Here is an 18,001-nt window from a genome sequence, read left to right as displayed (position 1 = left end):
GCAGGAGATGCGTGCGTCGAACCAATTCGCCGACGTGACGACAGGCGTGGTGTACGTTCATGCCTCGCCGGCGGCGGTATGCCCGCATGTCGAGTGGGCGTTGTCATCGACCCTGCAGTCCAAGGCCAACCTGGTCTGGACACCGCAGCCGGCGATGCCGGGGCAGCTGCGCGCGGTCACCAACTGGGTCGGGCCGGTCGGCACCGGCGCCCGGCTGGCCAACGCCCTGCGGTCCTGGTCGGTGCTGCGCTTCGAGGTCACCGAGGATCCCAGCCCCGGGGTCGACGGCCAGCGGTTCAGCCACACCCCCCAACTGGGCCTGTGGAGCGGGTCGATGAGCGCCAACGGCGACATCATGGTCGGCGAGATGCGGCTGCGCTCGATGATGGCGCAGGGCGCCGACTATCTGGCCGCCGAGTTGGACTCGGTGCTGGGCACGGCGTGGGACGAGGCGCTCGAGGTCTATCGCGACGGCGGCGACGCCGGCGAGGTGACCTGGCTCAGCCGGGGCGTCGGCTAGGCGCACTCGGCCGCAGGATCCGCAGCGCCGCGGGCACCGCCGAGATCTCGGCGGGCAGCGCGCACGCGAAGTCGCCGTCGGCGTAGACGTTGATGCCCGGACACTCGACGTGGATCGTCGTGGCCCGCGCGGTGGTCACCTCGTCGAGGTCGACGTGCGTGCCCTTCATGACGGTGGGGAACAGGCGGACCAGCTTGGTCCGGGACGCCGAGTGCGCCATGGTGATGTCGAGCAAACCGTCGGTGGGATCGGCATTGGGACAGATCAGCAGCCCGCCGCCGTAGCTGCGGGTGTTGCCGAAGGCGGCCAGCGTGATGTCGGCGTCGATCTCCTTGGTGCCGTCGAGCACCAGCCGGAACGGCAGCAGCCGCAGCGCTGATAGCTCGGCGAGCATCGCGAGGTAGTAGCGCAACCGCCCGTGCGGCCAGCTCATCCGGTTGGCGCGGTCGGTCACCAGCGAGTCGAAGCCGGTGGCCGCGACGGTGCCGAACCACTTGTCGTCGTCGCCCCACCGGATCCGGCCCAGGTCGATGGTTTCCGCCCAGCCGTCGGCGACGACGTCCGCGGCGGCCGCGGGATCCTTTGTCGGGATCCCGAATTCACGGGCATGGTCGTTGCCGGTGCCGGCCGGGACGATGCCGAGCGGGACATCGGTGCCCGCCAGCACCTGCAGCGCGTTGGAGACGACGCCGTCACCGCCGGTGACCATCACCGCATCGGTCCCGCGCTCCAGCTCCGCGCCGACGAGATAACGCGCGTCCCGCGCGTCGTCGCCGATGATCTCCGTGACCTCCACCCCCCGCTCGTGCAGCCGGGCGATCGCGACCTGGGCCGCGCGGATCGCGGCGCCGTGTCCCGAGACGGGATTCGTCAGCGCGGTCACCTTGGCGACCTCACGCCCGATCACGGAATCAGCTTGCCGGGGTTGAGGATTCCCGCCGGATCGAGCGTCGCCTTGACCGCGCGCAACACCTGGACGCCCAGCTCGCCGACCTCGTCGCGCATCCAGGGTCGGTGGTCGGCGCCCACGGCGTGGTGGTGCGTGATGGTGCCGCCGTTGGCGACGATCGCGTCCGACGCGGCCTTCTTGGCCGCGCGCCACTGCTCGATCGGATTGCCACGCTGCCCGGCGACGATGGTGAAGTAGAGCGAGGCGCCGGTGGGGTAGACGTGCGAGATGTGGCACATCACCAGCGCCGGGGTGCCCGACTCGGCCAGCGCGCTGGTAAGCGCTTGGGTGACAGCGGCTTTCAGCGTGGGAACGTTCGACCAGTCGGTGGCCGTCTCGAGCGTCTCGCAGAGCGCGCCCGCGGACAACAGCGAGTCGCGCAGGTACGGCGCCCCGAACCGGCCCCGTTCCCAGGCCCGCGCCGGTGCCTCACCCAGCGATGTGCCGCCCCGCGCCGCCAGCAGGGCGCCGGTCTCGGCGTGTCGGCTTTCGACGTGCTCCTTGGTGCCCTCGAACACCGTGATTCCCAGGCAACCGCCGGTGATCTGGCTTTCGCCGATCGCCTCGGTGGTGGCCAGGTTGACGCCGGTCTCGACCTCGTCGGAGAGCCGGATGACCGTGGGGCCGGTGCCAGTCTGGGTGACGGCGCGCAGGGCGGCGGAGCCGGTCTCGAAATCGGGGAACGACCAGGCCTCGTAGCGCACGGCCTCCGGGATGCGATGCACCCGCAGCCGGACCCGGGTGATGACGCCGAAGGTGCCCTCCGACCCGAGCACCAGCTGGCGCAGGTCGGGGCCGGCGGCGGATTCCGGCGCGCGGCCGAGCTCCAGCGTGCCGACCGGCGTGACCATCCGCAGCCCGCGCACCATGTCGTTGAACCGGCCGTAGCCGGCCGAGTCCTGACCCGACGATCGGGTCGCCGCGAAGCCGCCGATGGTGGCGTACTCGAAGCTCTGCGGGAAATGCCCGAGCGAAAAGCCTTGGGCGCCAAGCAAACGTTCGGCGTCCGGCCCGGCGACGCCGGCGCCGAAGACGGCCTGGCCCGACACCTCGTCGAGCTCGATGAGCTCGTTGAACCGGCGCAGGTCCAGCGACACCACCGCGTCGAAGCCGGCGCGCGTGGGATCGAGCCCGCCGACCACGTTGGTCCCGCCGCCGAACGGGATGACGGCGATGCGGTGCTCGGAGCAGTAGCGCAGGACCGCCGCGACGGCGTCGTCGTCTCCGGGCAGCAGGACGGCGTCGGGCGCGTCCTGGATCCCGCGGTCCTTGCGGCGCAGCAGGTCGAGGGTGGACTTGCCGCCGGCGTGCAGCAGCCGGTCGCGGTCGCCGGTGCGGCAGTATTCGGCGCCGACGATGCCGGCCAGCGCGTCTTGGTCGGCCGGCGACAGCGCCGACGGTCGCAGCCTGACGTCGTCGGCGCCGAGCTCGGCTTCGGGCGAATCCCGCAGGCCCACAGTCTGTTCCAGCAGCGAGCGGATGCCCTCGGACAGGGGCTTCGCCGCGGCGGGATCCCCCCACGCGTCCCATTTCATCGGCGGGAGGAGTTCCTCGGCGTGCGTCATGCGTTACAGTATTACACATGCTGTCAATCAGTAACGTTCCGTCGGACACCGGGGACCGGATCCTGGCGGCGGCGGCGAGCTGCGTGGTCGATTTCGGGGTGGACCGGGTGACCCTGGCCGAGATCGCGCGTCGGGCGGGCGTCAGCCGGCCGACCGTGTACCGCCGCTGGCCCGACACCAAGTCGATCGTCGCGGCGCTGCTGACCCAACACGTCACCGGCGTGCTGCGCGACGCCCCGCTGCTCGGTGATGACCGGGAATCGCTTGTGCGACAGATCGTTACGGTGGCCGACCTGCTGCGTCGCGACCGGCTGGTGATGTCGGTGCTGCACTCGGAGCTCGCGCCCATCTACATCACCGAACGCCTGGGGGCCAGCCAGCAGATGTTGATCGACGCCCTGGCCGAGCGGCTGCGGGTCGCCCAGCGCCATGGCAGCGTCCGCGCCGGCGATCCGCTGCAGATGGCCACCATGGTGCTGCTGATCGCCCAGTCGACGATCCAGTCCGAGCGGATCGTGCGGCCGATCCTCGACGCCCACGCGCTGGCCGCCGAACTCGCGTACTCGCTGAACGGATACCTGGCATGAGGTCCACCGCGCTGAACGCCGCGCGTCGCACCGCCGACCTGAATGCCCTCGCCGACGGCGCCGCGCTGGACGTCGTCGTGATCGGCGGCGGCATCACCGGCGCCGGCATCGCCCTGGATGCCGCGTCGCGCGGCCTGCGGGTGGCGCTGGTGGAGAAGCACGATCTGGCGTTCGGCACCAGCCGCTGGAGCTCCAAGCTGGTGCACGGCGGCCTGCGCTATCTGGCCAGCGGCAACGTGGGCATCGCCCGGCGCAGCGCCGTCGAGCGCGGAATCCTGATGACGCGCAACGCCCCTCATCTGGTTCACGCGATGCCGCAAGTGGTGCCGCTGCTGCCGTCGATGGGCCGCGGCAAGCGCGCGCTGGTGCGCGCCGGGTTCCTGGCCGGTGACGGGTTGCGGGCGCTGGCGGGCACGCCGTCGTCGGTGCTGCCGCGGTCGCGGCGGGTTTCGGCGCAGCGCGTCGTGGAGATGGCGCCCACGGTTCGGCGCGACGGCCTCGACGGCGGCTTTCTGGCCTACGACGGCCAATTGATCGACGACGCCCGGCTCGTCACCGCGGTCGCGCGCACCGCCGCGCAGCACGGCGCCCGGATCCTGACCTACGTCGCGGCGTCCGAGGCGACGGGCACCTCGGTGCGGTTGACCGATCGGCGCACCGGGCAGTCGTTCGACGTGTCGGCCGCCGCGGTGATCAACGCGGCCGGCGTGTGGGCGGCCGAGATCGACGGTTCGTTGCGGTTGCGGCCCAGCCGCGGCACACACCTGGTCTTCGATGCACGGGCGTTCGGGAATCCGACTGCGGCCCTTACCATTCCGATCCCCGGCGAGCTCAACCGCTTCGTGTTCGCAATGCCCGAGCAGTTGGGCCGCGTCTACCTGGGCCTGACCGACGAGGAGGCGCCCGGCCCGATCCCCGACGTACCGGAGCCGTCGGGCAAGGAGGTCGCGTTCCTGCTGGACACGGTGAACACCGCGCTCGGGACCGCCCTCGGCGCCGGCGACGTGACCGGCGCCTACGCCGGGCTGCGGCCGCTGATCGACACCGGTGAGGGCCGCACCGCCGACGTGTCGCGCGAGCACGCCGTCATCGAAGCGCCGTCGGGCGTCATCAGCGTGATCGGCGGCAAGCTGACCGAATACCGCTACATGGCCGAGGACGTGCTGGACTTTGCGATCGGACGGCGGCCCCTGCGCGCGGCCGACTGCCGCACCCGCGACCTGCCGCTGATCGGTGCGCCGGCCAACCCGGGTGCGGGCTCGGGGTCCCGTGCCGTGCCGGCGTCGCTGGTGGCGCGCTACGGCGGTGAAGCGGCGACGGTCATCGCGAGCGCGACGTGTGACCGTCCGGCCGATCCGGTCGCCGACGGCATCGACGTGACGCGGGCGGAGTTCGAGTACGCGGTGACCCACGAGGGCGCGCTGGACGTCGACGACATCGTCGATCGGCGGACCCGCATCGGCCTGGTGGCGGGGGACCGGGAGCGGGTGGTGCCGGTGGCGGAAGAGTTCCTGGCCTTGCGGGGCTGATGATAGATTGGGCGGAACTGACACGTATCGCCTCAAGCGAAGGAATACCCGTCATTGACCACGGCACGCCGACCGGTGGGGAGAAATCCCGGACGCTTTGATCCCTCCCTCGACGCCGCCATCCTCGAGGCCGCTCTGCAGGGGGTGGCCGAACGCGGCTACGACCGGATGAGCATGGACGACATCGCGGCGCGGGCGAAAGTGGGCAAGGCCGCGATCTATCGCCGATGGCCGTCGAAGGCCGCAGTGGTCGCCGATGCGATCGCCCACTGGCGACGGGGCCTCGGGCCGGTCGAGCCGCCGGACACCGGAAGCCTTCGCGGTGACATCGACGCGCTGGTGGCCGCGGTGCCCGACTTCGACGAAACCGCCCTGAGCACGATCAAAGTGATCGTCGGGGTGGCGACGGCGGCGATGCACCACCCGGTCCTGGCGGCGGCGCTGGACGAGCTCGTGCTGTCCGCCCCCCGCCAGATGATGAGGGTGGTCCTCGACCACGCGGTTGCCCGCGGCGAGATTCCGCCGGGCCGCGACGTGAGCCTGGTCCCCGACGCGCTGATGGGCCTCAACGTGTTGCGCCTGATGACGGGACGGCCGATCGATCGCGTCTACGTTCGCCGCGCTCTCGAGCAGCTGTTGCTGCCGCTGACGACGGCCGGCTCGGGCGACTAGCGCTTGCGTGGCGCCGCGATCCGTGCGACTCTAGCCGTGGAACGGAACTGATACGTTCCGCCTGGTTCGCACACTGCGCGGAGGTGACATGAGCAGCAACGACACACGCGTCCCCGTCCTGATCGTGGGCGCCGGCGCGGCGGGGCTCGCCAGCTCGGCCCTGCTGGCCAAATACGGCGTTCGGTCGCTGCTGGTCGAGAAGCGGCGCGAAACCTTCATCTACCCGAAAGCCCGCAACCTGAGCTTCCGCAGCCTGGAGATCCTGCGCGCCCTGGGCTTGAGCGAGGAAGTCCATGCGGTCGCCGACCGCGTGTCGGCGATGACGGTCAAGCCGGCGCTGAACAGCCCCGACGAAAAGCTGGCCATCGACGTCGACTCGATCTTCGCAGGCATGGAGAAGCTCAGCCCCGAGCCCGCCGCGCAGTACTGCCCGCAGAGCCGGCTCGAGCCGATGCTGCTCGAGGAGACACGACGGCGCGGTGGCGAAGTGCGGTACGGGACCGAACTGTCGTCGCTCGAAGTCGACGACGACGGCGTCACCGCGGTGCTGTCCGGCGGCGACACGGTCCGGGCCGACTACCTCGTCGCCGCCGACGGCGTGCACAGCCCGATCCGGAAGCGATTGGGCATCAACACGTCTGGTTACGGTGCGCTGCCGATCTATGTCGTCTTCATCTACTTCCGCGCGCCGTGGCGAAAGCTGGTGCCGCACCTCGGTGACGGTGATGGCGTGCAAGTGAAGAACGCCGACGTGGATGGCATCTTTCTGGTGGCCAAGGGCGATCTCGGCATGTTCATCACCACCTATTTCCCCGGCAAGGGCGAGACGGCGGACCAGTTCACGCCGCAACGCTGCCGGGAGACGCTCACGAAGGCGTTCGGCGAGCCGCTGGACACCGAGATCATCGAGGTTGCGGCGTGGCAGCCCTACGAACAGGTGGCCGACCAATTCCGTTGTGGGCGAGTCTTTCTCGTCGGCGACGCGGCGCACACCATGCCGCCGTTCAAGGCCGGGGGAGCCAACACCGCCATCCAGAGCGCGCACAACCTGGCCTGGAAGCTGGCCGCGGTCTTGGACGGGACCGCCGGTCCGGCACTGCTAGACACCTACCACGCCGAGCGTCATCCGGTGGGGCGCTTCGCGGCCCGGCAGTCGCTGACCGGCCCGACGCTGGCCGTGCTGCCCTTGAGCGACGACCGGCCGCAACTGCCCGCCGATGAGGAGTGTTCGATGTTTTCGTTGCTCATCGGCTACCGGTACCGCTCGGCGGCGGTGTTGCCTGCCGAGCCCGCGGCTGATGCGGTGCAACTGGTGGAGGAGCTGCGCGGGCAACCGGGGACCCGGGTTCCGCACGTGTGGGTGCGCGACGGCGTCTCGACGCTCGACCTGCTCGGTCCGGGGTTCACCGTGCTGACCGGGGACGAGCGATGGTGTGCGGCAGCGGCTTCCGTGTCGGTCGCCGCACATCGCATCCGGAGCGCGGAGTGGGAGTCGATTACCGGGCTCGACGCGTCCGGGGCGCTGTTGGTTCGCCCGGACGATTTCGTCGGCTGGCGTTGCGAGGAGTTTCCCGCCGACCCGGATGGCGCACTACGCCAGGCGCTCTCGGCGATCGTGTGCCGGTAACCACCTCCGCGAGCAGACACAAAAGCCCCCCACACTCGGCGTGTCGCGGGGCTTTTGCGTCTGCTCGCGGAAGAAAAGGTGACCTACAGCGGGATGTTCTTGTGGCGGCCGCGGCGCGCCGGCGCCTGGGCCAGCGCCTCGGTGAGCTTGCCGCGGGTGTGCGCCGGGTCGATCTTCTCGTCGACCACGCCGATCTCGATGGCGCTGTCCACGCCACCGGCGATCCGCTCGTGCTCGGCCGCCAGTTCCTCGTGCAGCGCCTCGCGCTCGTGCTCGGGCGCGGCGGCCAGCTTCTTCTTGTGCAGGATGCCGACGGCGGCCTTGGCGCCCATCACCGCGACCTCGGCGTCCGGCCAGGCGAACACCTTGGTGGCGTTCAGCGAACGGGAGTTCATCGCGATGTAGGCCCCGCCGTAGGTCTTTCGGGTGACCAGCGTGACGCGCGGCACCGTGCACTCGCCGAACGCGTGCAGCAGCTTGGCACCGCGGCGCACCACACCGCCCCACTCCTGGTCGACGCCCGGCAGGTAGCCCGGGACGTCGACGACCACGATCAGCGGGATTCCGAATGCGTCGCACAGCCGCACGAAACGCGCCGCCTTCTCGGCGCTTTCGGAGTTCAGGCAGCCGCCGAGGCGCAGCGGGTTGTTGGCCAGCACGCCGACCGTGCGGCCGGACAACCGGCCCAGCCCGACCACCATCGATGGCGCCCAGTTGGCCTGGAACTCGTCGAACGGCGCGTCCGTGTCGAGGATCGCCGTCACGATCGGGTGCACGTCGTAGGCCCGCCGCGCGGACTCGGGCAGCAGCGCGTGGATGTCGGTCTCGCCGGCCTCGGCCTTGCTGCGGTCGAAATGGCCCTGCTGGCAGAACAATCCGACCAACCGGCGGCCGCGCTCATAGGCGTCGAGCTCGTCGTCGGCGACGATGTGGCACACCCCGGACTTCTTGTGGTGGGTCTCCGGGCCGCCGAGCGAGGCCATGTCGACGTCCTCGCCGGTGACGCTGCGCACCACGTCGGGCCCCGTGACGAACACCCGGCTCTCCGGCGCCATGATGATGACGTCCGTCAGCGCGGGTCCGTAGGCGGCGCCGCCGGCGGCGAAGCCGACGACCACCGAGACCTGTGGAATGTAGCCGGACGCGCGAATCATGGCCTCGAACACCGTGCCGACCGCGTGCAGAGCGCGCACCCCCTCGGCCAGCCGCGCCCCCCCGGAGTGCCAGATACCGACGATCGGGCTCTGCTCCTCGATGGCGGTGTCGTAGGCGTTGACGATGTGCCGGCACCCCTCGGTGCCCATCGCACCGCCCATCACGGTCCCGTCCGTGCAGAACGCGATGGTGCGCACACCGTTCACGGTTCCCGCGGCGGACAGCACGCCCGAGCGGTCACGCTCGTGCAGGAGCTCCACGCTGCCGTCGTCGAAGAAGTTGCTCAGACGCAGCAACGGGTCCCGGGGGTCGAGCGACTCGCCAACCGACTCGGGGGCCATGAGTGTCATCGCAGGTCTCCTGTTCCGAGGGTGCTCGCGGGGAGCGGGTTCAGTACCGCCCGAAGGCGAGTGCCACGTTGTGGCCGCCGAATCCGAACGAGTTGTTGATCGCGTAGTTGTATTCGCCCGGCCGCGGCTTGCCCGCCACCACATCCAAATCGATCTCCGGATCGAGGTTTTCCAGGTTCAGTGTCGGCGGAACGACCTGGTCGCGCAACGCGAGCACGGTCAGGATCGACTCCACCGCACCGACCGCGCCCACCGAGTGACCCAGCGCGGCCTTCGGTGCGTACACCGCCGGCTGGTGGCCGCCGAGTGCCTTATTGATGGCGCGGCTCTCGGCCACGTCGCCCACCGAGGTGCCGGTGGCGTGCGCGTTGACGTGGTCGATGTCCTTGGGCGACAGGCCCGCCAGCTGGATCGCCCGGGCCATCGCGTGCCCGGCGCGCTCGCCGTTGGGGTCCGGGGCCACCATGTGGTAGCCGTCGGAGGTGATGCTGGCCCCCATCAGCCGGGCCAGGATGTTCGCGCCGCGGGCCTTGGCGTGCTCCTCGGTCTCGATCACCATGAGCGCGCCGGCCTCGCCGAACACGAAGCCGGTCCGGTCCCGGTCGAACGGGCGGCACGCGCCCACCGGGTCGTCGTTCTTGGTGGACATCACGATGCGCATCTGGGCGAACGCCGCGATCGGCACGGCCTCGATCTTGGTCTCCACACCACCGCAGATCGCGATGTCGGCCTCGCCGAACACGATGTTGCGCCAGGCCTGGGCGATGCCCTCCGAACCCGAGGCGCACGCCGAAACCGGCGTGATGACACCGGCTTTGGCGTGCCGCTCCAAACCCACCGCCGCGGCGGCGCCGTTGGGCATGTACTTCTGCACGCCGAGCGGCGACACCGCCTTGAGCCCGCGGGCCCGCATGTCGTCGTAGCTGAAGACCATTTCCTCCGACGAACCCATCCCGGTGCCGATGGAGACCATCAGCCGGTTGGTGTCGACCTCGGGCGAGCCGGCGTTCTCCCACACCCGCCGGCCCAGAACGGTCGACATCCGCTGCAGGTAGCCCGTCCGGCGCAGCTCGATGCGCGTCAGCTGACTGTCGAACTCTTCCAGCAGGTGCCCGCCGATGCGAACCGGGAGGTCGAACTCCTCGACGAACGGGTCGTCGAGGACGCGGATGCCACTTTGGCCGTCCTGCAGCAACTTCCAGGTGTTCTCGGCGTCGGTCGCCAGGGCGGTCGTCATCGCGATGCCGGTGACGACGACATTCGGGAGCGTCTTCCCGGTTACCAGTTCGGTCATGGGTCTAACGAAAGTTCCTTCCGTACTTGCCGTGCTTCAGTAACGCCCGAAGGCGAGCGCGACGTTGTGGCCACCGAAACCGAACGAGTTGTTGATCGCGTAACGGAATTCGCCGTAGCGGGGTTCGCCCGCGACGACATCGAGGTCGATCTCCGGGTCCGGTGTCTCGTAGTTGAGGGTGGGCGGTATCACGCCGTCCCGCAGGCTCAATACCGTCAGTACAGATTCCAGCGCGCCGACCGCCCCGATCGAGTGGCCCAGCGCCGACTTCGGCGCGTAGACCGCGGCCTGCTCGCAACCGGCGACCCGGATGGCGTTGGCCTCCGCGGTGTCGCCGATCGGCGTCGCGGTGCCGTGCGCGTTGATGTGGTCAACGTCCTTGGGGGACAAGCCCGCCAGCTCCAGCGACCGCGTCATCGCGCGGCCGGCGCGCACGCCGTCCGCCGCGGGCGCCACCATGTGGAACGCGTCCGAGGTGATGCCGGCACCCAGCAGCCGGGCCAGCGGCTTGGCGCCGCGGGCCTTGGCGTGCTCCTCGGTCTCGATCATCATCAGCGCCCCGGCCTCGCCGAACACGAAGCCGTCGCGGTCCTTGTCGAACGGGCGCGAGGCACGCTCGGGCTCGTCGTTGCGGGTCGACATGGCCCGCATCATCGAGAACGCCGCGATGGGCAGCGCCTCGATGGGACCCTCGACGCCGCCGCACACGGCGACGTCAGCGTCACCCATGACTATTTGACGCCACGCGTGCGCGATTGCTTCCGAGCCCGACGAACAGGCCGACACCGGGGTCATCACCCCGGCGCGGGCGCCGAGCTGCAGACCGACGACGGCGGCCGCACCGTTGGGCATGATCATCTGAACGGCGAGCGGCGACACCTTGCGGGGGCCGCCCTCGTTCATCAGGTCATAGCTCTCGATGACCCGCTCGGCACCGCCCAGGCCCGTGCCGACCACGACGCTGAACCGGTCGGGGTCGACCTCGGGGCTGCCCGCGGTCTCCCAGAGCTGACCGGACAGCAACTTGCTCATCCGCTGGACGTAGGACATGCGGCGCAGGTCGAGCCTGCCCATGTGGTTATCGACGGGCTCCTTGAGGTGCCCACCGATCTTGACGGGCAGGTCCCACTTGGAGACGAACTCGTCCTCGAGTACGCGGATGCCGCTCTCGCCGGCCAACAAACCCTTCCACGTGCTCTCGATGTCCGGCGCGATCGATGTCGTCGCCGTGACGGCGGTTACCACAACGCTGGGGTAACCGCCATTGGCAGTGGAAGGCTTGGTCACTTGCTGTCCGCTTCCAGCCTCGCCTTGACGTTGGCAACGGCCTCGGGGTTCTCGGTCTCCAGCTTGGCGCGCAGAGCCTCGGCGGCCTCGGGGTTCTCTTCCTCGAGCTTCTGGATGTAGGCGACGACGTCACCCACGGTGCGCAGGCCGGCGAGGTCCTCGTCGGGGATCTTGACGCCGTACTTGTCCTCGGTCTGCACCGCGATCTCGACCATCGACAGCGAGTCGATGTCCAGGTCGTCGACGAACGACTTCTCCGGGGTGACCTCCGACGGCTCGATACCGGTCACCTCTTCGATGATCTCGGCGATACCGGCGATGATTTCTTCCTGACTGACGGCCACGGCCTATTCCCTTCGTAATATGTTGAGTGCAAATCGGATTGACGTTTGCAGTTGTTATTTGTACTGGCAGAAGCCGGCGGTTCAGAGGTTTGCCAACTCGTCCAGATCTGCGGGTGACTTGACGGCACGAGCCGTAACCCCCCGAAGTTCGCGCTTGGCGATGCCGGTGAGCGTCCCCGCGGGGGGGAACTCCACGATCGCCGTCACGTTGTGCGCACGCAGGTACTCGGTGCACAGGTCCCAGCGCACCGGCTGGGTCAGCTGGGCGACGAGGGTGTCCATCGCGGCCGCCGCCGAGGCGACGGGCTTGCCGTCGCGGTTGGACAGCAGCGTGGCGGTGGGCTCGGCGGTCACGACGGCGGCGGCGGCCGCCGCGTAGCCGTCCAGGGCCGGAGCCATGTACTTGGTGTGGAACGCCCCGGCCACCCCGAGGGCGCGCACCCGCGCCTTGGCCGGCGGGTCTTCGGCGAGCTTCTCCAGCGACGACAGCGGGCCGGCGGCGACGATCTGTCCGGGCGCGTTGCGGTTGGCGGGGAACAGCTCGAGCTCCTCGAGGCGGGTCAGCACCTCGGCCTCGTCGCCGCCGAGCACCGCGGACATGCCGGTGGGCTCGAGGGCGCAGGCCTTGGCCATCTCGGCGCCCCGGGTGGCGGCCAGCGCGACGGCGTCATCGGCGGCCAGCACCCCGGCGATCGCGTAGGCCGCGATCTCCCCGACGGAGTGGCCGGCGACGACGATTTCGGCGAGGTCCTCATCGCTGAGCAGGCCGCGCCGCGTCAGCTCCTGGTGGGCCAGCAGCGTGTTCGCGACCACCAGCGGCTGCGTCACCGCGGTGTCGGTGATCTCCTCGGTCGACGCGGTGGTGCCCAGCCGCACCAGGTCCAGGCCACTGGCCTTCGACCACAGCGCGAGCTGGTCGGCGGCGCCTGGCAGCTCCAGCCACGGCGACAGCATCCCCTCCGTCTGCGACCCTTGTCCGGGCGCAAGCAATGCAATCACGTGTCTAAGAGAACACTGTGGAAACGGTTTTGGCGGGTGTAACAGATTATGAACCTCGTCTTAGGTTTTTGTATACACCTTACAAAACGGCTTCTTAAGCTACGTTTTTGATACCGGCGCGCGATCTGTTGGCTAAATCACTGTCGCCGGTGCTAACCCGTGGTACCGCTCCTGACCGGCAGGGGAACCGGCGCCACGGTCCTGGCGGCGACGCTCGACGGCGGCGCCGGGTAGTTGAGTTGGCCGACCGTCGAGGCCACACGCAGCACATATGCGTCGCGCGGCTGGGTGGGATCACGCCCGGTGAAGTCGGTGATGCGCTTGAGCCGGTAGCGCACGGTGTTTGGATGAACGAACAACTTTCTGGCACAAGCTTCAATCGCGCCGCCACAATCCAAGTAAGCGTCCAGGGTCTCGATCAGCGTCGGCCCGGCGTCGGCCAGCGGCCCCATCACGTCGGTGTGCAGCGCCACGATCGCCGACGCGTCGCCCATCAGGGCCCGTTCGGGCAGCAGCTCCCGGGCCAACACCGGCCGCGGCGCGCCGCGCCAGCCGGCGACCGCGTTCATCCCGGAGATCGCCTCGCTGGCGCTGTGGTAGGCCGCGGTCAGCATGGGCGCCGTCGGTCCGATGACCACCGGGCCGTCGGAGAACGCGTTCAGCAGATCGCCCAGGAATTTATCGGTCGCCGACAATTGGCCGGACACGATGGCCACCAGCCAGGTGCCGTGCACGTCGGTGAGCGCCGCCCGGCCGTGCCGCGCGGCGATGTCGCGCACGCCCTGACTGGCCCGCTGGCTGCCGATCTCGCCGTCCGGCTCGTCGCGACCCGGCGCCGGTATCCCGACCACGACCGTCGCGGGCGCGGTGGTGTCCCAGTTCAGTGCGGCCGCCCGGGACAGCAGTTCCGGGCCGGTGTCGCCGCGGACCACCGCGTCGACGACGCTGGCCTCCATCCGGCTGTCCCAGGTGCCGCGCGCCTCGGCGGCCTCCGCGTAGGACGAGGCGGCGGTGAACGCCAGGTCGCGGCTGTACTTCAGCACGCCCACCGTGAGCGCGGTCAACTGCTCCTCGGAGCGCGCCACCAGCGGCAGCACCTCCTCGAAGAACTCCATGGTGACCCGCACCATGTCCACGCTGTGCCGCAGCGCGATCCGGCGGGCCAGATCCTGCGGCACCAGCTCGAAGGCCTGCGCCGTGTAGCTGACGTTGCTGTGCGGGTCCTGCATCCACTCGACGAAGTTGTTGATCGCCGTCTGCACCACCAACGCCACGCTGGCCCGCTGGGAGGCCTCCAGGTCGGCGAAGAACGGCAACCGGTCCTGCATGACCGAGACCGCCTCGGTGGCCAGCCGGCCCGAGTACTGCTTCAGCCGTCGCAAAACCGAGTCCGGCACGTGGTCCAGCAGTTCGAGCGGCGACCTGGGTCTCGCCGAGGCGAACGGACCGGCGAAGGCGTTGTCGTTCATCCCTAAAATCTACGTCAGATTTCTGGAACTTTCCGCCAACGCGGCGGGGTGTTGGCGGCGGTTCGGGCCGTGAGCGTGAAGTTAGCCTCACGCTCGGCGCCCAGCGTGAAGCTAACTTCACGCTCGGCGGGCGGGGGCACCCCGAGCGGTGCGGGGCGCCCTCAGGCCACGCCGGGGTCGGAGGTCTGCTCGGGCGCGGCCAGCACGTCGTCGATCCGGTACTCACGCGCGGCCGCCACCGGCACCGACGGGTCGATCTCGCCGTCGCGCGCCAGCGCCTCGAGCACCGCGACAACCTGCGACTCGGCGTCGGTGTTGAAGTAGCGCCGCGCGGCGGGCCGGGTGTCGGAAAAGCCGAACCCGTCGGTGCCCAGCGTGACGAAGGTGCCGGGCACCCAGGGCCGGATCTGCTCGGGCACGGCCCGCATCCAGTCCGAGACGGCGACCACGGGGCCCTCGGCGCCCGCGAGGGCCCGGGTCACGTACGGGGTGGCGGCCGGCTGGTCGGGGTGGCGCAGCCGGGCCCGCTCGACGCCGACGCCGTCGCGGTTGAGCTCGCCCCAGCTGGTCACCGACCACACGTCGGCGGCGACGTCCCACTCGGCGGCCAGCATGTCGGCGGCCTGCAGCGCCGACGGCATCGCGACGCCGGACGCCAGGAGCTGCGCCTTGTTCGTGCGCTGTTCGGTGGCGGCGCGGTAGCGGTAGATGCCGCGCAGCACGCCCTCGGGATCGAAGTTGTCCGGCTCCGGCGGCTGCGGGTACGGCTCGTTGTAGACGGTGATGTAGAAGAACACGTTCTCCGGGTTCTCCCCGAACATGCGGGCCAGCCCGCTCTCCACGATGTAGGCGATCTCGAAGGCGAACGCCGGGTCGTAGGACACCACCGCGGGGTTGGTGGCGGCCAGCAGCAGCGAGTGGCCGTCGGCGTGCTGCAGGCCCTCGCCGGTCAGCGTGGTGCGCCCCGCCGTCGCCCCGAGCAAAAAGCCGCGCGCCATCTGGTCGGCGGCCGCCCACAGGCCGTCGCCGGTGCGCTGGAACCCGAACATGGAATAGAAGATGTAGATCGGGATCATCGGCTCGTTGTGCGTCGCGTACGACGTGCCGGCCGCGATGAAGGAGCCCACCGACCCGGCCTCGTTGATGCCCTCGTGCAGGATCTGTCCGACTTCGCTTTCCTTGTAGGCCAGCATCAGGTCGGCGTCGACGGCGGTGTACAACTGGCCGAGGCGGTTGTAGATCTTCAGCGACGGGAACCACGAGTCCATCCCGAACGTGCGTGCCTCGTCGGGAATGATCGGCACTATGCGCGGCCCAATCTCCTTGTGCCGCAACACTTCCTTGAATGTCCGCACGGTCGCCATCGTGGTGGCGACCTCCTGGTTGCCCGATCCCTTCCGCAGCGCGGCGTAGGTGTCGCGGCCGGGCAGTGAGAGCGCCTTGGCCTTCGTCCGCCGTTCCGGCAGGAAGCCGCCCAGCGTGCGGCGCCGGTCGAGCATGTAGCGGATCTCCGGGGCGTCGGGGCCGGGGTGGTAGTAGGGCGGCAGGTAGGGGTTCTCGTCCAGCTGCGCGTCGCTGATCGGGATCCGCATCGAGTCGCGGAACCACTTGAGGTCTTCCAGCGCAAGCTTTTTCATCTGGTGGGTGGCGTTGCGGCCCTGGAAGTGCGCGCCCAGCGAGTAGCCCTTGATGGTCTTGGCCAGGATCACCGTCGGCTGCCCCTTGTGGTCGACGGCGGCGCGGTAGGCGGCGTAGACCTTGCGGTAGTCGTGGCCGCCGCGCTTGAGGTTCCAGATCTCGGAGTCGGTCATGTGCTCGACGAGCGCCTTGGTGCGCGGATCGCGGCCGAAGAAGTGGTCGCGCACGTAGGCGCCGTCGTTGGCCTTATAGGTCTGGTAGTCGCCGTCGGGCGTCGTGTTCATCAGGTTGACCAGGGCGCCGTCCTTGTCGGCGTGCAACAGTGCGTCCCACTCGCGGCCCCAGACCACCTTGATGACGTTCCAGCCGGCGCCCCGGAAGAACGACTCCAGCTCCTGGATGATCTTGCCGTTGCCGCGCACCGGGCCGTCGAGGCGCTGCAGGTTGCAGTTGATCACGAAGGTCAGGTTGTCCAGGCCCTCGAGCGCCCCGACGTGCGCCAGCCCGCGGCTCTCCGGCTCGTCCATCTCGCCGTCGCCCAAAAAGCACCAGACATGCTGGTCGGAGGTGTCCTTGATGCCGCGGTCGTGCAGGTAGTGGTTGAACCGGGCCTGATAGATCGCGTTGAGCGGGCCCAGGCCCATCGACACGGTGGGGAACTCCCAGAAGTCGGGCATCAGCCGCGGGTGCGGGTACGACGGCAGCCCGCCGCCGGCGTGGCTGTGTTCCTGGCGGAAGCCGTCGAGCCGGTCCTCACTGAGCCGGCCCTCGAGGAAGGCGCGGGCGTAGATGCCGGGGGAGGCGTGGCCCTGGATGAACACCTGGTCCCCGCCGCCGGGATGGGACTTGCCGCGGAAGAAGTGGTTGAACCCGACCTCATACAGCGCCGCGGACGAGGCGTAGGTCGAAATGTGGCCCCCCACACCGATTCCCGGGCGCTGGGCGCGGTGCACCATGATCGCCGCGTTCCACCTGATCCACGCCCGGAAGCGGCGCTCGACGTCCTCGTCGCCGGGGAACCACGGTTCCAGCTCGGTCGGGATGGTGTTGACATAGTCGGTCGACGTCAGCGAGGGGATGGCCACCCGCTGCTCGCCGGCCCGTTCCAGCAAGCGCAGCATCAGGTAGCGCGCCCGGGCCGGCCCGGAGCGCTCCAGCAGTTCGTCGAAGGACTCCAGCCACTCCGAGGTCTCGTCGGGATCGATGTCGGGCAGATAGGAAGCCACACCTTCGCGGATCACCCGAACGCGATCGGGTTCGCTTGCGCTGCTGGGGGATTTGGCCAGATCGTGGCGCGCGAACTCCGTGGTCAACTCACTACTCCTGTAGTCGGCTGCGTCTTGTCCTCCTATCGTGCCGCACCGACGTCGCGGGCGGGTAGCCGCGGCTGCAATCGGCACCCGGTAACGTCAGCAATCGTGCTCATCGGATGGCGTGCCGTCCCTCGCGCGCAGGTGGGGGATCTCCCCAGGCGAGGCGCGCTGGCGCTCGGCTGTGTCGCGGCGCTGGTCATGGGGATCGTCGGGTGTACCAGCGTCACCAACGGCACGGCCACACCCGACACCAATGTCGCCCCGGCCTACCGGCAGTCGGTGTCCGCGTCGGTGTCGGCATCCTCGGCCACGTCGCGCGTGAAGGAGTCGCAGCGGCAGCAATCGCTGACGACCAGGGCGGTGCGCACCTCCTGCGACACGCTGGCCACCTCCAGCAAGGACGCGATCGACAAGGTGAACGACTACGTCTCGGCGTTCAACGCCGGCCGCAGCACCGGCCCGGCCGAGGGCCCGGCGATCGGGGCGCTGAACGACAGCGCCACCACGGTGTCCAACAGCTTCAACGATGCGCTGTCGCAGCAGTTGAAGGACGCCTTCAACGCCTATGTGGACGCGGCCCGCGGGGTGGCCAATGCCATCGGCACGCACGCGTCGATCGCGGAGTTCAACCGGCGGGTCGACCAGCTCAACGACACCAAGACCAAGGCGCTGAAACTTTGCCTGGCATCCTTCTGAGGCGCCC

At 69.6% G+C, this 18,001-nt stretch carries 15 protein-coding genes; 6 read left to right on the top strand and 9 right to left on the bottom strand.

The genetic code is table 11. From position 1 onward, the window contains the following. Positions 1 to 7: 7 nt before the first annotated feature. Positions 8 to 520, top strand: coding sequence for a DUF3145 domain-containing protein (locus tag A5705_RS02570; protein WP_067874489.1), 513 nt, complete (start codon positions 8 to 10; stop codon positions 518 to 520). Here A5705_RS02570 and A5705_RS02565 read toward each other — a convergent pair. Next, positions 501 to 1,427, bottom strand: a complete 927-nt coding sequence (locus A5705_RS02565; RefSeq protein WP_067874206.1) for a diacylglycerol kinase — start codon at positions 1,425 to 1,427, stop codon at positions 501 to 503. The genes A5705_RS02570 and A5705_RS02565 overlap by 20 nt on opposite strands. Further along, positions 1,424 to 3,004, bottom strand: coding sequence for an FAD-binding oxidoreductase (locus A5705_RS02560; protein ID WP_068275414.1), 1,581 nt, complete (start codon positions 3,002 to 3,004; stop codon positions 1,424 to 1,426). The genes A5705_RS02565 and A5705_RS02560 overlap by 4 nt, the downstream gene beginning before the upstream one ends. 47 nt (positions 3,005 to 3,051) lie before the next feature. On the opposite strand from A5705_RS02560, the gene A5705_RS02555 reads away from it, so the two are divergent. The 4 genes from A5705_RS02555 to A5705_RS02540 all read left to right on the top strand — a co-directional run bounded on the left by A5705_RS02555 (position 3,052) and on the right by A5705_RS02540 (position 7,449). Further along, the gene (locus A5705_RS02555; RefSeq protein ID WP_068275108.1) at positions 3,052 to 3,621 is read left to right on the top strand and encodes a TetR/AcrR family transcriptional regulator; all 570 of its coding nucleotides are present in this window, start codon (positions 3,052 to 3,054) and stop codon (positions 3,619 to 3,621) included. After that, positions 3,618 to 5,150, top strand: coding sequence for a glycerol-3-phosphate dehydrogenase/oxidase (locus A5705_RS02550; protein WP_067874210.1), 1,533 nt, complete (start codon positions 3,618 to 3,620; stop codon positions 5,148 to 5,150). The genes A5705_RS02555 and A5705_RS02550 overlap by 4 nt, the downstream gene beginning before the upstream one ends. Positions 5,151 to 5,204: 54 nt before the next feature. Beyond that, positions 5,205 to 5,822: a TetR/AcrR family transcriptional regulator gene (locus A5705_RS02545; protein ID WP_067874211.1), complete on the top strand. Its 618-nt coding sequence runs from the start codon at positions 5,205 to 5,207 to the stop codon at positions 5,820 to 5,822. 88 nt (positions 5,823 to 5,910) lie between these two features. Further along, complete coding sequence (locus A5705_RS02540) at positions 5,911 to 7,449, top strand: FAD-dependent monooxygenase (protein ID WP_067874213.1); 1,539 nt, start codon at positions 5,911 to 5,913, stop codon at positions 7,447 to 7,449. An 83-nt stretch (positions 7,450 to 7,532) separates the two neighbouring features. Here the strand turns inward: A5705_RS02540 and A5705_RS02535 are convergent, their stop codons facing one another. From A5705_RS02535 to aceE, 7 genes are all read right to left on the bottom strand, one after another. Beyond that, positions 7,533 to 8,954 (bottom strand): acyl-CoA carboxylase subunit beta, encoded by a 1,422-nt coding sequence (locus A5705_RS02535; protein ID WP_067874215.1) that lies wholly within the window; start codon positions 8,952 to 8,954, stop codon positions 7,533 to 7,535. Between the two features lie 40 nt (positions 8,955 to 8,994). Continuing rightward, complete coding sequence (kasB, locus tag A5705_RS02530) at positions 8,995 to 10,248, bottom strand: 3-oxoacyl-ACP synthase KasB (protein WP_067874218.1); 1,254 nt, start codon at positions 10,246 to 10,248, stop codon at positions 8,995 to 8,997. 36 nt (positions 10,249 to 10,284) lie between these two features. Beyond that, on the bottom strand, positions 10,285 to 11,535 hold the full coding sequence (gene kasA, locus A5705_RS02525) for a 3-oxoacyl-ACP synthase KasA (protein WP_067874222.1): 1,251 nt from the start codon (positions 11,533 to 11,535) through the stop codon (positions 10,285 to 10,287). Next, the gene (gene acpM, locus A5705_RS02520; RefSeq protein WP_003872368.1) at positions 11,532 to 11,879 is read right to left on the bottom strand and encodes a meromycolate extension acyl carrier protein AcpM; all 348 of its coding nucleotides are present in this window, start codon (positions 11,877 to 11,879) and stop codon (positions 11,532 to 11,534) included. The genes kasA and acpM overlap by 4 nt, the downstream gene beginning before the upstream one ends. A gap of 81 nt (positions 11,880 to 11,960) precedes the next feature. Then, entirely contained in the window at positions 11,961 to 12,878 is a 918-nt protein-coding gene (locus A5705_RS02515) for an ACP S-malonyltransferase (protein ID WP_067874225.1), read from the bottom strand. A 152-nt stretch (positions 12,879 to 13,030) separates the two neighbouring features. Further along, positions 13,031 to 14,347: a CdaR family transcriptional regulator gene (locus tag A5705_RS02510; protein WP_067874228.1), complete on the bottom strand. Its 1,317-nt coding sequence runs from the start codon at positions 14,345 to 14,347 to the stop codon at positions 13,031 to 13,033. A gap of 161 nt (positions 14,348 to 14,508) precedes the next feature. Continuing rightward, positions 14,509 to 17,298, bottom strand: a complete 2,790-nt coding sequence (gene aceE / locus A5705_RS02505) for a pyruvate dehydrogenase (acetyl-transferring), homodimeric type (RefSeq protein ID WP_067874230.1) — start codon at positions 17,296 to 17,298, stop codon at positions 14,509 to 14,511. A gap of 105 nt (positions 17,299 to 17,403) precedes the next feature. Between aceE and A5705_RS02500 the strand changes: the two genes are divergently transcribed. After that, the gene (locus A5705_RS02500; RefSeq protein ID WP_067874232.1) at positions 17,404 to 17,994 is read left to right on the top strand and encodes a hypothetical protein; all 591 of its coding nucleotides are present in this window, start codon (positions 17,404 to 17,406) and stop codon (positions 17,992 to 17,994) included. The last annotated feature ends 7 nt before the right edge of the window (positions 17,995 to 18,001 follow it).

Origin of the sequence: Mycobacterium sp. E787 (assembly GCF_001668725.1) — a bacterium.
GTDB lineage: Bacteria > Actinomycetota > Actinomycetes > Mycobacteriales > Mycobacteriaceae > Mycobacterium.
Note: the sequence above shows the minus strand (reverse complement) of the source record. Positions and strands in the feature narration are given on the sequence as shown.